Genomic DNA, 14009 nt, shown 5'->3' on the forward strand with positions numbered 1-14009 from the left:
GCGCGCCGGCCTTCCCCCTCGCCGAGCGCGCAGACCTCCCGCATCCGCGGGGGGTCTTTTTGTTGCTCCCCGCCGGTTCGAGAAGAGGACTCCCATGACCTTCCAGGTGTACGACACGACGCTGCGCGACGGCGCCCAGCGCGAGGGGCTCACCTACTCGGTGGTCGACAAGCTGGCGGTGGCACGCCTGCTCGACGACCTCGGGGTCGGCTTCATCGAGGGTGGCTGGCCGGGCGCCGTGCCCAAGGACACCGAGTTCTTCCGCCGCGCCCGCACCGAGCTGGAGCTGCGGCACGCGATCCTGGTCGCGTTCGGGGCCACCCGGAAGGCGGGCGTCGCGGTCGAGGACGACCCGCAGGTACGCGGGCTGCTCGACGCGGCGACCCCGGCCGTGGCGCTGGTGGCCAAGGCGGACCTGCGGCACGTCGTGCGGGCCCTGCGTACCACCGCCGAGGAGAACCTCGCCATGATCCGTGACACGGTCGCGTACCTGGTGGCGCAGGGCCGGCGGGTCTTCGTCGACGGGGAGCACTTCTACGACGGCTACCGCTACGACCCGGCGTACACGGCCGCGGTGGCGGAGACCGCGCTCGCCGCCGGCGCCGAGCGGTTCGTCCTCTGCGACACCAACGGCGGGATGCTGCCCTCCCAGGTCACCGCCGCGATCACCGACCTGACCGCACGGACCGGGATCGCCCCTGCACGGCTCGGCATGCACGCCCAGAACGACACCGCCTGCGCCGTGGCCAACACGATCGCGGCGGTCGAGGCCGGCGTCCGCCACGTCCAGGGCACCGCGAACGGGTACGGCGAGCGTCCCGGCAACGCCGACCTGTTCGCGATCGTGGCCAACCTCCAACTCAAGCTCGGCATGCCCGTCCTACCGGAGGGCTGCCTGGAACAGATGGTGCGGGTCTCGCACGCCATCGCCGAGATCGCCAACATCGCTCCCGACACCCACCAGGCCTACGTCGGGGCCGCCGCCTTCGCCCACAAGGCGGGGCTGCACGCGAGCGCGATCAAGGTCGACCCGTTGCTCTACAACCACGTGGATCCCTCGGTGGTGGGCAACGACATGCGGATCCTGGTGACCGAGATGGCCGGCCGGGCCAGCGTCGAGCTCAAGAGCCGTGAGCTGGGCCTGGACCTGGCCGGCCATCCGGACACGCTGTCCAAGGTGACCAGCCGGATCAAGGAGCTGGAGGCCGGCGGGTGGTCGTTCGAGGCCGCCGACGCCTCGTTCGAGCTGCTCGTCCGCTCCGAGCTGCCCGACGCCGCGCCGGCCCGGCCCTTCGCTCTGGAGTCCTACCGGGTGCTGGTCGAGCACCGCGAGGACGGCGCGGTGGTCTCCGAGGCCACCGTGAAGATCCGGGTCCGCGGCGAGCGCGTGATCGCCACCGCCGAGGGGAACGGCCCGGTCAACGCCCTGGACGAGGCGCTGCGGGTGGCGCTCGCCCGGCACTACCCGGAGCTGCGCGAGTTCGAGCTGGCCGACTACAAGGTCCGCATCCTGGAGGGCAGCCACGGCACCGGCGCGGTGACCCGGGTGCTCGTGGAGACCGCCGGGGCCGGCCGCGACTGGACCACGGTCGGCGTCCACCCCAACGTGGTCGAGGCGAGCTGGCACGCCCTGGTCGACGCCCTCACCTACGGCCTGGACCGGGCCCGGGTCTGACGCTCACCCGGCGGGCAGCCGCAGCTCGGCCAGCACGGCCCGGTGGTCGCTGCCGGGCACGCCGTGCACGCCTACCGCGCGGACCTCGATGCGCCTGTCGACCAGCACGTGGTCGATGGTGACCGGCGGGATCGGGTCACCGTCGTAGGGGCCCCAGGTGCCGGAGAGTCCGGCGCCGGCCGCGGCGGCGGCGTCCACGTAGCCGGTGTCGATGAGGTCGCGCAGCGGCGCGTGGTCGAGGGTGGCGTTGAAGTCGCCGGCCAGGATGCTCAACCCGCCGCGCGGGGTGGCCGGCGGTTGGGCCCGCAGGTCGGTCCACCAGTTCGGCACCCACCCGACCACGGACGGGGCGGCCGGGTGGGCCGACTCGACCCGCAGCGGGGGCGCGCCCGGCACCGCCACCGTCCCGTACGCCTGGCTGAAGAGGGAGCCCTGGTTGCGCCGGTAGCCGGTCCCGCTGAGCGGGTGGCGTGCGTACAGCCCGGATCCGGTGGTGCCGACCTCCGGGTTCAGCACCCGGTGGGGCAACAGGGTGGCCAGGCCGAGCCGGTCCAGCTCGGCGGCGGCCGCCGGGGTGAACTCCTGCACGGCCAGCACGTCCACCCGGTGCGTGCGGACCAGCTCGACCAGCCGGGCCGGGTCGGCGCCGCCCTTGCGCAGGTTGGCGGTGAGGAGCCGGAGCACCGGACCGTCCGCCGTGGGCCGGTCGTCGCGGACGGCCCGCGGCGCCACGGCGGCGACCAGCGCCAGCGCGGCGAGGGCCGCCACCACCGCGGGTGCGCGGCGCCGCAGGGCGAGCGCCAGCACCACCGGGGCGAGCGCGGCGGCGGCGACGTACGGCGTGAAGGCGACGGCCTGCACCAGGGGCCCCCGTTCCAGCCCGGCCAGCCGGAGCGCCGCCCAGGCAACCACGGGCGCGACCGCCAGCCAGCAGGCGATCGTGGCGAACCGCGCCGCCCGGCTGCCGGCCCGTCCGGGCCCACTCGTCGTGATCATGGCCGTCACGCTACCCGCCGCCGCGACCGAGCATTGTCGTGAATGGTCCGGCGTTCACCTCTCACAATTATCGGAAGCATTTTTCAGGTGCTGCGGAGTAAATGTGAGCTATTGACCGCCCGCATTTTCCGGTGCTAGGTTCCACCTGGTCGAGACGTCGCGACTCTCCGTAGTAAACGCAGCTCAGCGCCAGGTGTAGCTCCACACTGACGGTGCGATCCGACGTGGACCCCCGATGGTCCGCAATTGCTCTGCGCCTGGCTCCCGTGCCGCATTCATCCGTCCCGCAGAACGCGGGCCGGCCGTATCACCACGGTCACAAAAGGGAGATCTGTCATGGCCACATTCCTCAAGCGCAAGGCGTCGGTGGTCGCCCTCGCCGCGCTGTCCCTCACCCTGGCCGGCGGCGGTATCGCGGCCGCCGCCCACCCGGCGGCGAAGGCACCGGCCGAGGTCGGGCAGCCCGGCGCGCGCCAGGCCGGCCAGCAGCCGCCGGTGACCGCCGCCGAGAGCCGGTCCGCGAAGGCCGCGATGCGGAACACCCTCGCCGCGCCCACACCCGGCCTGGTCGCCTGGGCGGTCGTCAGCAGCAACGGAACCCTGCTCCAGCACTCGCCCAACGTCGTGAGCGCCAGCAGGTTCTCCCCGTCGCTGCCCGGACAGTTCGCCGGCCAGTACCAGGTGACGCTCGACTACGCCGTCAACCTCAAGGGGCTGCACGCCACGATCGGCAGCAACGACGCGGCGAACGTCCCGCCCGCGGGCGAGGTCTCGGTGGCGCCCCGCTACCTGATCCCGAACGCGGTCTTCGTCCAGACGCGCAGCTCCAGCGGCGGGTACGCGGATCGGCCGTTCCACCTGCTCATCGCCAACTGACCCCCGCCGGCAGCCGGCCCCCGCCCCCGGGCGGGGGCCGCTGTCGTGGCCGCCCGACCGCGTCTGCCCCCTTCCCGTCCCGCTCGCACCGTTGCCGACCGGCCGGGGGAGTCGTCCCGGTCCGGCCCCGGAAGGGCCGCCCAGGTGCCGATAATCCGACGTTTGTCCGTACGCCGGCACGGGAAGCAAGCACCGTGACGGACATCTCGGACACCCTGGCCAGCGTGCCCAGCCCGGTCGATGCCGACGCGAGCGGCGTCGAGCTGGAACAGACCCTCTTCGAGGTCAAACGCGTGATCGTCGGGCAGGATCGGCTCGTCGACCGCCTGCTCACCGCCCTGATCGCCGACGGCCACTGCCTGCTGGAGGGGGTGCCGGGGGTGGCGAAGACCCTCGCGGCACAGACCCTCGCCACCGTGGTCGGCGGCACCTTCTCCCGGATCCAGTTCACCCCCGACCTGGTCCCCTCCGACATCGTGGGCACCCGCATCTACCGGGCCTCCACCGAGTCGTTCGACGTGGAGCTGGGGCCGATCATGGCGAACCTGGTGCTCGCCGACGAGATCAACCGCGCCCCGGCGAAGGTGCAGTCGGCGCTGCTCGAGGCGATGGCCGAGCGGCAGGTCTCCATCGGCGGCCGGAGCTGGCCGGTCCCCGACCCGTTCCTGGTGCTGGCGACCCAGAACCCGATCGAGTCGGAGGGCGTCTACCAGCTCCCCGAGGCGCAGCGCGACCGATTCCTCATGAAGGTCGTCGTCGACTACCCGAGCGACGCCGACGAGCTGGCCATCCTCTACCGGATGAGCACCGAGCGGCCGACCGCCCGCCCGGTCCTCGACCCCGTCCGGCTGCGCGCGCTCCAGCGCCGGGCCGCCGACATCTTCGTCCACCACGCCCTCGCCGAGTACGTGGTCCGGCTCATCCTCGCCACCCGCGACCCGGGGCGGTTCGGGCTGCCCGAGATCGCGCCGCTGCTGGCGTACGGTGCGAGCCCACGGGCCACCCTCGGCCTGGTCGCCGCGGCGAGGGCCCAGGCGCTGATCCACGGCCGCGACCACGTGCTCCCGGAGGACGTCCGGGACCTCGCGGTGGACGTGCTGGCCCACCGGCTGGTGCTCTCCTTCGACGCGGTGGCCGACGGGGTCTCCGCCGAGTCACTGGTCCGCCGGCTGGTCGAGGCGGTGCCCCCACCCCGGGTGGTCACCGGGCACCCGGAGGCGGCGGCCGACCTGGCGGCGGCATGAGACGCCGGGACGCGCCCACCATGCCCGACCCCGGACTGGCCGACCTGGCTCCCGACCAGCGGCTGCGCCGGCTGGAACTGACCGTCACCCGGCGGCTCGACGGGCTGCTGCACGGCCAGTACCGCGGCCTGCTGCCCGGGCCGGGCAGCGAGGCGGCCGGCAGCCGGGAGTACCGCCCCGGCGAGGACGAGGTCCGCCGGATGGACTGGGCGGTGACCGCGCGGACCACCGTCCCCCACGTACGCGTGGTCGACGCCGACCGTGAGCTGACCACCTGGCTGCTGGTCGACGCGAGCCCCAGCATGGAGTACGGCACGGCCACACTGGACAAGCGGGAGCTGGCGGTGGCCGCCGTGGCGGCGGTCGGCTTCCTCACCGCCGGCGTCGGCAACCGCCTCGGCGGCCAGGTGCTCACCCCGGACGGCATCCGCCGGTTCCCGGCCCGCGGCGGGCGTACCCATCTGCTCGGGCTGCTCCGCGCCCTGCTCGGGGCGCCGCGCACGGACGGGCACCCGGAGACGCCGGCCCTGCACGACGGGCTCGACGGGCTCCAGCGGATGGCCACCCGGCGCGGCCTCGTGGTGGTCGTCTCCGACTTCCTCGACGGGCTGCCCGACGACCCGGACGCCGCCCCGGCCTGGGAGACCGTGCTGCGCCGGCTGGCCGTCCGGCACCAGGTGCTGGCGGTCGAGGTGACCGACCCGCGGGAGCTGGAACTGCCCGACGTCGGGCTGGTCACCCTGGTCGACCCGGAGACCGGCCGCCGCCGCGAGGTGTGGACCGGTGACCCGGGCCTGCGCGAGCGGTACGCCCGGGCCGCCGCCGCCCAGCGCGATCAGGTGCGGGACGCGTTGCGCCGGTCCGGCGCGACGCACCTGGCGCTGCGCACCGACCGGGACTGGAGCGCGGACATCGTCCGGCACGTGCAGGCCCAGCGCCGGCTCGCGGCCGCGCCCGCCGCGCCCCGGGGAGGTGTGGCGTGACCTGGCAGTCGCCCGCCCGCCTCTGGCTCCTGCTGGGCGTCGCCGCGCTGGTCGTCGGCTACCTGGCCATGCAGCGCCGGCAGAGCCGGTACGCGGTGCGTTTCACCAACCTGCGGCTGCTGGACCGGGTGGCCCCGCAGCGGCCGGCCTGGCGCCGGCACGTCCCGGCCGGGCTCTTCCTCGCCATGCTCGCGCTGCTGGTGGTCGGCTTCGCCCGGCCCAACGCCGAGGTGCGGGTGCCCCGGGAACGGGCCACCGTGATGGTGGCGGTGGACGTCTCCACCTCGATGCTGGCCGGCGACGTCGATCCGGACCGGCTGACCGCCGCCAAGGAGGCCGCCCGCCGGTTCGTCGACGGGCTGCCGGACGAGTTCAACGTGGGACTCGTCGCGTTCGCCGGCAGCGCGGCGGTGGTGGTGCCGCCGAGCACCGACCGGGACGCCCTGGACGAGGGGGTCGAGCGGCTCGCCGAGGGGATCACCGGGGTGCAGGGCACCGCCATCGGGGAGGCCATCAGCACCTCGCTGGGCGCGGTCAAGAGCCTGGACGCCAAGGCAGCCAAGGACCCGCCACCGGCGCGGATCATCATCCTCTCCGACGGGGCGAACACGTCCGGCATGGATCCGCTGGAGGCGGCCGGCCAGGCCGTGGCGGCCAAGGTGCCGGTGCACACCATCTCGTTCGGCACGCCGACCGGCTCCGTCGACCGGGGTGGGCGGGCGATCCAGGTGCCGGTCGACGGGCAGACCCTCAAGGCGGTCGCCGAGGAGACCGGGGGCGGCTTCCACGAGGCGTCCACCAGCGCCGAGCTGCGCGCCGTCTACGAGGACATCGGCACGTCGGTGGGTTACCGCAACGAACGGCAGGACATCTCGGCCCGCTTCATCGGCCTCGGGCTGGTCTTCGCCATGGGGGCCGCCGCCGGATCGCTGCGGTGGTTCTCCCGACTGCCCTGACCGCGCAAGGACCGGACGACGCACGACACGTGAGGAGCCCAGGTATGGCAGTGCAGACCGGACTCGGCGAACCGCGGGGCCCGTGGTTCGTCTCGCCGGAGCTGGACCCGGACGGCCGCGAGCGCTGGGACGTACCCGGTTCCGAGCGGGAGGCCGCGCGGCGCGGCTGGCGTCGCCGGCTGCTGAGCGCGGCGGCCGTGGTGGCCCTCTCCACCGTCTCCGGGGCGGCGGCCGGCACCTGGGCCGCCGACCGGGACGCGCCCGGCCCGTCGGCGGCCTCGGCCGCGCCGGTGCCGGCGGAGCTGGTCACCGCCGCCGAGAAGACGGTCCCCGGGGTGGTCTCGGTGATGGTCGGCGGGTCGTCCGGCGCGTCGGCCAGCGGCTCCGGCTTCGCCATCGACAACGAGCAGCACATCGTGACCAACGACCACATCCTGTCCCGGGGCGGGTCCGGGCCGGTGACGGTGGAGACCTCCGACGGGCGCCGCTTCACCGCGGAGGTGGTGGGACGGGAGCCGGGCAGCGACCTGGCGGTGCTGCGGGTCCCGGCGTCGGCCCGGCTGGCGGCGCTGCCGCTGGCCAAGCCGAACTCGACGCGGGTGGGGGAGCCGGTGCTCGCCGTGGGCTCCCCGCTGGGCCTGGCCGGCACCGTCACCGCCGGTATCGTCAGCGCGCTCAACCGGCAGGTCCGCATCGGCAACGGCCGGCACACCGCCGTGCAGACCGACGCCTCCATCAACCCGGGCAACTCCGGTGGGCCGCTGGTCAACGCCCGCGGCGAGGTGGTCGGGGTGAACACGGCGATCGCCACCATCGACGGCAACGGCTCGATCGGCATCGGGTTCGCCATCCCGATCGACCAGGTCCAGCAGACCGCCGACACCATCATCGGCCGCGGCGGCTGACCGGCCCGGCGGCCCCTGACCTGCGCCGTCGTGCCGGACCGGGAAGTGTCGGATATCCGGCCTGGGACCATCGGGCCATGGAAATATTACGCTGAGTATGGATACTGGCGTGGGTGGAGCAAGCTGTCATCGCGGCCCTCCTCCTGGTGGGCCTGGTCATCGGCGCCGGTGTCGGCGCGTCGTACGCCCGAGCGCAGCGGGGTTGGAAGGACTATCAGACGATCCGGACCAGCGTCCCGGGCGCCCGGCGCACCGCCTGGACGGCGATCCGGGGGGTGGTCACCAAGGTCGGGGTGATCGCCCTGCTGCTGGTCGGGGCGGCGGCGTACGCGGCGGCCGGTTCGGACCACGAGCGGGCCGGCCCGGCCCCCACCCCGACCCCGACCGTGACCGCCACCCCGAGCCACCGCGCCGGGCGCTAGCCTCGGGGCGTGGACGACGGACTGCGGGTGACCGACCGGCTCGTGGTGCCCGACGCCGAGCTGCGGGAACGCTTCTCCCGCTCGTCCGGCCCGGGTGGTCAGGGCGTCAACACGACCGACTCGCGGGTGGAGCTGAGCTTCGACCTGGCCGGCTCGCCGAGCGTGCCCGAGTCGCTGCGCGCCCGCGCCCTGGACCGGCTCGCCGGCCGGCTGGTCGACGGGGTGCTCACCGTGGCGGCCAGCGAGCACCGGGCGCAACTGGCCAACCGGGAGGCGGCCCGCGAACGGATGGCCGCCCTGCTGCGCGAGGCGGTGGCGCCGCCGCCGAAGCCGCGCCGTCCCACCCGCCCCTCCCGGGCGGCCAAGGAGCGCCGGCTCGCCGACAAGAAGCGGCAGTCCCAGCGCAAGCGCGACCGCCGCGTGGACGGCGACTGACGGACCCGCGGGTCAGCGTGACGGCACCGGCCCGGTGGCGGCCCGCTCGTGGTCGCGGAGCACCTCGAACGCGGTGAGGGCCAGGCAGACCGCGGCCAGCAGGGCCAGCGCGAGCAGCGCCGACAGCCCGGCCGTCAGCGGCAGCAGCGCCGCCACCACCAGGGCCTGCACCAGCCGCGCCGGACGCCAGCGCCCGGTCGTCCGCCACCGGAACGCCTGGACGCCCGACAGGTAGAGCAGCACCCCGCCGAAGAGCGCGGCGTGCGCCAGCGGATACGGCGGCGGACCGAGCTCGAAGAAGCCCCGGCTGCCCAGCACCGACATGGTCTTGCGCAGGCCCAGCGAGACCAGCACGATCCCCGCCACCATCGGCAGGTGCAGCCACGTGTACGCGTCGCGGGCCAGCCGGGTCCGGGTGCACAGGTCGGCGCCGGCCAGCGCCCGTTCCCCCTCGGCGCTGTCCCAGCCGAAGTAGCCCCACCACAGCGCGGCGAGCAGGGCGGTGCCGAGGAACACCGCCACGACGATCCGGGCCGAGACCGGCGTGTACACCACGGCGCTGCCCATCGAGATCACCGCCTCCCCGAGCCCGATGATGATGATGAGGCTGTGCCGGTCGGCCCAGTGCTCCGCCGAGCGCACGCTGAGGTGGCGCAGGCCCACCCGGGCGTTCCCGGCCAGGTCCACCGCGATGGCGAGCACCCACAGCCCGACCCGCGGCGGGGAGAACTGGCGGACGTCGCCGACCGGCAGCGGCAGCAGCGCGGCGACCAGCATGAGCCCCAGCGAGACGAGGGTCGGTGCGGCGGCCCGCAGCGGCGGCGTCCGCCACGCCGGGTCCTGCCGCGCCACCAGCCCGAACGAGCCGAGGTGCAGCAGCCGGATGGCCGCGTAGCAGGCGACGAAGAGCAGCGGCCCGGGCAGGCCGCCCCGCGAGTCGTCGATCGCCTGCGGGCTGGCCAGCGTGATCAGCGCGGTGAGCGCCACCACGAGCACCATGACGAGGCGGACCACCGGACTCTCCGCGCGGACCTCGGCCGACAGCCAGGCGTACGCGCACCAGGCCTGCCAGAGCACGGTCAGCACCAGCAGCCCGCGCGCCAGGCCGGACCACGTCGGGTCGTCGGCCATCAGCGCGGCCAGCTGGAGGAAGGCGTAGACGAAGACCAGGTCGAAGAAGAGCTCCTTCGGGGTGACCCCGGCGTGCTGCTGGGCCGGGCCGATCATCGCGTGCAGCCGGCGGTGCCGGCGCCGGAACACGGTCACGTCGGCCAGCGCGGTCGCGCCCACCGCCGCGGCCAGCAGGGCCAGCTCGGCCAGCGCCGGCAGGTGCGGGGCGACGGGCGCCAGCCCGGCCACCAGCAGGATGCCGAGCACCGGGGACCGGCCGAGGATGCGCAGTGTCCGCACCTCGAACAGCACCAGTCCCAGCAGGTAGAGCACCACCCCGCCGTGGAGCACCAGCAGCGTGAGGATCGGGGTCGCCTCGTGGTGGTCTGCGCGCAGCTCGCCAAGCACCTTCTTCAGGCCGAGCGCCACCAGGATCAGCCCGGTCATCATCGGCAGGTGCAGGAAGCTGTACGCGTCCCGGCCGAGCAGTGCGCGCCGCGCGCCGGCGGCCCGCTCCATCGCCTGCTCGGCCGCGAACCGGGCCACGTCGAAGTACGTCCACCACAGCGCGCCGGCCAGCGCGACGCCGAGCAGCGTCCCGACCAGCACCTCCAGGGTCAGCGGCTGGGTGGCCGCCACCCCCTGGCTCAGCCCCACCGAGATGATCGTCTCCCCGAACCCGATCAGGATGATCAGCGCGTGCCGCTCCGCCCAGTACGGGATCGAGCTGATCCGCCACAGGTTCGCCCCGAGCAGTATCGCCCCGCCGTACTCCGCGACGATCGCGCAGCCCACCAACCCGAAGCGGAGCCACTCCCGGCCCACCTCGCCGGGCACGTGACCCGGGACCAGCGCGGCGGCGAGCAGGAACAGCCCGCCGGCCAACGGCGGCGGCCACGCCCGCAGCGGCAGCCGGCGGGGCGCCGCCTCCCCGCCGGCGGCCAGTGCGGCGGCGGCGAGCGTGGCGGCGCGCACGACCAGGTAGCCGAGGGCGAACACCACCGGACCGGAGAGCCCGCCGGGCCGGTCGTGGAACGCCTCGCGCACCGTCAGGCTCATCACGAACAGGGTGGCGCTGAGCCCGAACATCAGCACCGGCATGAGCCCGCGGTCCAGCCGGACGGCGCTGCCCAGCCAGGCGAACGGCGCCCAGCACCACCACAGCAGCACGAGCAGCAGCAGGCCGCGCGGCAGCCCGGCCGGGTTGAGCTGCTCGGCGGTCACCCCGGTGACGTTGAGGAACGCGAAGACGAAGATCAGGTCGAGGAAGAGTTCCAGCCGGCTGACGCCGCCCGCGTCGCCGGCCAGCTGGATCCGACCGGCGCCGCCCACCACCTCACTGTGCCAACCGGGCCGGGGCCGGAGGGGGGATCCGTCCAATCAGCCACCGGCCGGCCGCGATCCGAAAACGGTTTGAGGACCGGCCGTGCCGTCGCCCAGAATCCGCCGGGTGCCGAACGATTTCTCCGTCAAGCCCACCCTCACCGGCGACCGCGCCCTGCTGCGCCCCTTCGTCGACGACGACCTCGCGGCCTTCGAGGCGATCCTGGCCGACCCCGAGGTGGCCCGGCTCACCGGCAGCCCGCCCGGTGAGGGGATGGAACCGGCCCGGCTGCGGGCCTGGTACGGCACCCGCAACAGCCAGCCGGACCGGCTGGACCTGGCCGTGGTGGACCGGGCGACCGGGGCCTGCGTGGGCGAGGTCGTCCTGAACGAGTGGGACCGGGACAACCGCAGCTGCAACTTCCGCACCCTGATCGGTCCCGCCGGACGGGACCGGGGGTTGGGCACCGAGGCGGTCCGGCTCATCGTCGGCTACGGCTTCGAGCAGCTCGGCCTGCACCGGATCGGCCTGGAGGTGTTCGCCTTCAACCCCCGCGCCCGCCGGGTCTACGAGAAGGTCGGGTTCGTGGCCGAGGGCACGCTGCGGCAGGTCCTCCGCGACGGCGACGGCTGGGTGGACGCCACCGTGATGTCGATCCTCGCCCCGGAGTGGGCCGCGCACCGGGGTCACCCGGCGGGCTGAGTCCGCGTGTGCCGGCGGGCTCCGGCCCGGCCTGCCGTACCCCGCCGGGCGGGGTCGGGCCTCAGCGCCGGGCCAGCGCCAGCACGCTCAGGCCGAACATCAGGACACCCAGGGGGAGGTGGACCGACGGTACGTGGGCGATGCCGAGCACGACCTGCACCGAGGCGAGGACGAGGAATCCCGAGGCGTGCCAGATCGGCCGGGGGGAGCCGCCGCCCGGCTTCCACGCCAGCACCGCCGCGAGCACGTACAGCATGGACGCCGCGTACATCACCCGGGCTCCGACACTGTGCAGGGTCTCGCCGTAGGACGAGGTGAGCAGCAGCCCGGCGGAGACCGCCTGGAGGAAGATGGTCAGGGTCTGCAGGGCGATCGCGGTCTGCAGGAACGAGGAGCTGCGCCCGGCGTTCGCCGTCGCCGTCACCTGGGTGGCCATGTCACGGTCCCCTTTTCCGCCCTCGGGCAGTAGATCGTTAGGGTTTCACCAGCCCGACGACGCGGGCCGGCGAAAGGTAAGGCGGGGGCGGCCGGAACCATGGGAAGTGTGGGGACCCGCACCGAGGAGATAGCCGGCGAGCGACGCCAACTGATCAATGTCGCCTACCGGTTGCTCGGTTCGGTGACCGAGGCCGAGGACGCCGTACAGGACGCCTACGCCCGCTGGTACGGGCTGCCACCGAGCCGGCAGGAGGAGATCCGGTCTCCCGGCGCCTGGCTGATGACGGTGACCAGCCGCATCTGCCTGGACCTGCTCGGCTCGGCGCGGGCCCGCCGTGAGCGCTATGTCGGCGCGTGGCTGCCCGAGCCGCTGCCCGACCGCGCCGAGTGGAACCACCCCGGCGGCGCCGACCCCAGCAGCCCGGCCGACCCCGCCGACCAGATCGTCCAGGACGAGTCGGTGGCCATGGCGTTCCTCGTCGTCCTGGAGTCGACGACGCCCGCCGAGCGGGTGGCGTTCGTCCTGCACGACGTCTTCCGGTACCCGTTCGCCGAGATCGCCGACGTGCTGGGCCGGACCCCCGCGGCCTGCAAGCAGCTGGCGGCGTCCGCCCGGAAGCGGGTGGGCGTGGCGCGCGCTCCGGTGCCGGCGAGCGGCCAGGCCGACGTGGTGCGGCACGTCCGGAAGGCCTGGGAGGCCAGGGACATCGCGGCCCTCGTCGGTCTGCTCAACCCGGCGGCCGTGATGACCGCCGACGGTGGCGGCCTGGCCGGCACCGCCCCGCACCCGGTCGAGGGCGGCGCGCACATCGCCCGGTACATGGCCGCCATCGCCGACCTGGCGCCGGGACTCGAACTCCTGGAGCGGTCGGTCAACGGGGTCCCGGGCCTGGTGGCCCGGCGCGGCGGCGTCGTCGTGACCGTGGCCTCGTTCGACGTCTCCGAGGACGGGCGCGTCACCCGGATCTGGGTGGTCCGCAACCCGGAGAAGCTGCGGCCGTGGGCGCGGGAGGGCTAGGCGCCCGCTTCCACCCGCGCCGGTGGCTCCGCCCGGGCGAGCAGGGTCTCGCAGACACCGATCAGGCGGGCCCGCAGGTGGCCGGCGCGCTGGGCGAACTCGCGTTGCCGGGCGACGTACTCCGCCTTGCCCTCCGGCGTCTCGATGGCCACGGGCGGCTCCCCGTAGGAGGAGAAGTCGTACGGGGACGCCTGCATGTCGAGCAGCCGGATGTCCCGCGCCAACGCGAAGCAGTCGAGCGCCAGATCGCCCGGAACCGCCGGGCCCAGCTTGGTGGCCCACTTGTGGCAGTCCATCGAGGCGTGCAGGCAGCCCGGCTGGTCCAGCTCCACCTGGCTCTCCCTCGTGGGTTGGAGCCGGTTGAGGCCGACCGCCTCCGGGGTGAAGAACCGGAACGCGTCGAAGTGGGTGCAGCGGATCTGGTGCGACTCGACCACCGCGTCGGTGCCGGCCTGGCCGAGCCGCAGGGGCAGCGGGTGCCGATGCTCGCGTTGGCGGTACACCATCGCCCACTCGTGCAGGCCGAAGCAGCCGGTGAAGGCCGGCCGCGACGCGATCGAGGACAACAGGCGGTGGATGAAGCGCACCGACTCCGCCCGGTCGGCCAGGAACGCCGCGACGTCGACGCGCACGCCGCCGTCCGCGTCCGCGGCGTACCAACGCCACGCCCGGTGCGGGGCGGGCCCGTCCGGACCGGGTTCCAGGGTGATCCCGACGCCGGGGTGCCACCGTCGCAGCACGGACGGCCTGGTGCCGTAGTAGTCGTAGAGGAAGTCGTCGATCGCGTGACGTTCCCTCGCTGCCCTGCGGGCGCGGTGGCCCGCGGTCAGGGAGTCGGCGCGTTCCTCGTGCGCCTGCGCGAGGGCGCGCCAGGTCGGTCCGGCCAGGCGGGTCACCGGTTCCGGCCCCCGGTGTCCGCGCAGCG

Annotated in this window: 14 protein-coding genes; 10 read left to right on the forward strand and 4 right to left on the reverse strand. The window is 74.4% G+C overall.

The window, feature by feature from the left end:
* The first annotated feature begins 94 nt into the window (after nt 1-94).
* Nucleotides 95-1675: a citramalate synthase gene (gene cimA, locus ACZ6PY_RS22070; RefSeq protein WP_466074795.1), complete on the forward strand. Its 1581-nt coding sequence runs from the start codon at nt 95-97 to the stop codon at nt 1673-1675.
* 3 nt (nt 1676-1678) lie between these two features.
* Here cimA and ACZ6PY_RS22075 read toward each other — a convergent pair whose 3' ends face one another.
* The gene (locus tag ACZ6PY_RS22075) at nt 1679-2671 is read right to left on the reverse strand and encodes an endonuclease/exonuclease/phosphatase family protein (protein ID WP_466074796.1); all 993 of its coding nucleotides are present in this window, start codon (nt 2669-2671) and stop codon (nt 1679-1681) included.
* Between the two features lie 336 nt (nt 2672-3007).
* Between ACZ6PY_RS22075 and ACZ6PY_RS22080 the strand changes: the two genes are divergently transcribed.
* From ACZ6PY_RS22080 to arfB, 7 genes are all read left to right on the forward strand, one after another.
* Nucleotides 3008-3547: a hypothetical protein gene (locus ACZ6PY_RS22080; protein WP_466074797.1), complete on the forward strand. Its 540-nt coding sequence runs from the start codon at nt 3008-3010 to the stop codon at nt 3545-3547.
* Nucleotides 3548-3741: 194 nt separating this feature from the next.
* Nucleotides 3742-4791, forward strand: coding sequence for an AAA family ATPase (locus tag ACZ6PY_RS22085; protein WP_466074798.1), 1050 nt, complete (start codon nt 3742-3744; stop codon nt 4789-4791).
* Nucleotides 4788-5774, forward strand: a complete 987-nt coding sequence (locus ACZ6PY_RS22090; RefSeq protein ID WP_466074799.1) for a DUF58 domain-containing protein — start codon at nt 4788-4790, stop codon at nt 5772-5774. The genes ACZ6PY_RS22085 and ACZ6PY_RS22090 overlap by 4 nt, the downstream gene beginning before the upstream one ends.
* Complete coding sequence (locus tag ACZ6PY_RS22095; protein WP_262281478.1) at nt 5771-6730, forward strand: VWA domain-containing protein; 960 nt, start codon at nt 5771-5773, stop codon at nt 6728-6730. Before ACZ6PY_RS22090 ends, ACZ6PY_RS22095 begins: the two co-directional genes overlap by 4 nt.
* Before the next feature lie 44 nt (nt 6731-6774).
* Nucleotides 6775-7635: a S1C family serine protease gene (locus ACZ6PY_RS22100; protein ID WP_466074800.1), complete on the forward strand. Its 861-nt coding sequence runs from the start codon at nt 6775-6777 to the stop codon at nt 7633-7635.
* A 113-nt stretch (nt 7636-7748) separates the two neighbouring features.
* The gene (locus tag ACZ6PY_RS22105; protein ID WP_466074801.1) at nt 7749-8057 is read left to right on the forward strand and encodes a hypothetical protein; all 309 of its coding nucleotides are present in this window, start codon (nt 7749-7751) and stop codon (nt 8055-8057) included.
* A 9-nt stretch (nt 8058-8066) separates the two neighbouring features.
* The gene (arfB, locus tag ACZ6PY_RS22110; RefSeq protein ID WP_466074802.1) at nt 8067-8492 is read left to right on the forward strand and encodes an alternative ribosome rescue aminoacyl-tRNA hydrolase ArfB; all 426 of its coding nucleotides are present in this window, start codon (nt 8067-8069) and stop codon (nt 8490-8492) included.
* A 12-nt stretch (nt 8493-8504) separates the two neighbouring features.
* On the opposite strand, the gene ACZ6PY_RS22115 is transcribed toward arfB, so the two are convergent.
* Nucleotides 8505-10934: a low temperature requirement protein A gene (locus ACZ6PY_RS22115; protein WP_466074803.1), complete on the reverse strand. Its 2430-nt coding sequence runs from the start codon at nt 10932-10934 to the stop codon at nt 8505-8507.
* Nucleotides 10935-11052: 118 nt separating this feature from the next.
* Here ACZ6PY_RS22115 and ACZ6PY_RS22120 point away from each other — a divergent pair, with 118 nt between their 5' ends.
* Nucleotides 11053-11628: a GNAT family N-acetyltransferase gene (locus tag ACZ6PY_RS22120; RefSeq protein ID WP_466074804.1), complete on the forward strand. Its 576-nt coding sequence runs from the start codon at nt 11053-11055 to the stop codon at nt 11626-11628.
* Between the two features lie 61 nt (nt 11629-11689).
* On the opposite strand, the gene ACZ6PY_RS22125 is transcribed toward ACZ6PY_RS22120, so the two are convergent.
* Nucleotides 11690-12064, reverse strand: coding sequence for a hypothetical protein (locus ACZ6PY_RS22125; protein WP_466074805.1), 375 nt, complete (start codon nt 12062-12064; stop codon nt 11690-11692).
* A 99-nt stretch (nt 12065-12163) separates the two neighbouring features.
* Here ACZ6PY_RS22125 and sigJ point away from each other — a divergent pair, with 99 nt between their 5' ends.
* Entirely contained in the window at nt 12164-13084 is a 921-nt protein-coding gene (sigJ, locus tag ACZ6PY_RS22130) for an RNA polymerase sigma factor SigJ (protein WP_466074806.1), read from the forward strand.
* Here the strand turns inward: sigJ and ACZ6PY_RS22135 are convergent.
* A complete protein-coding gene (locus ACZ6PY_RS22135) occupies nt 13081-13980 on the reverse strand; it encodes a 3-methyladenine DNA glycosylase (RefSeq protein WP_466074807.1) in 900 nt (299 codons plus the stop codon). The genes sigJ and ACZ6PY_RS22135 overlap by 4 nt on opposite strands.
* Nucleotides 13981-14009: the final 29 nt, after the last annotated feature.

This window comes from Micromonospora sp. NPDC048907, from assembly GCF_055586885.1.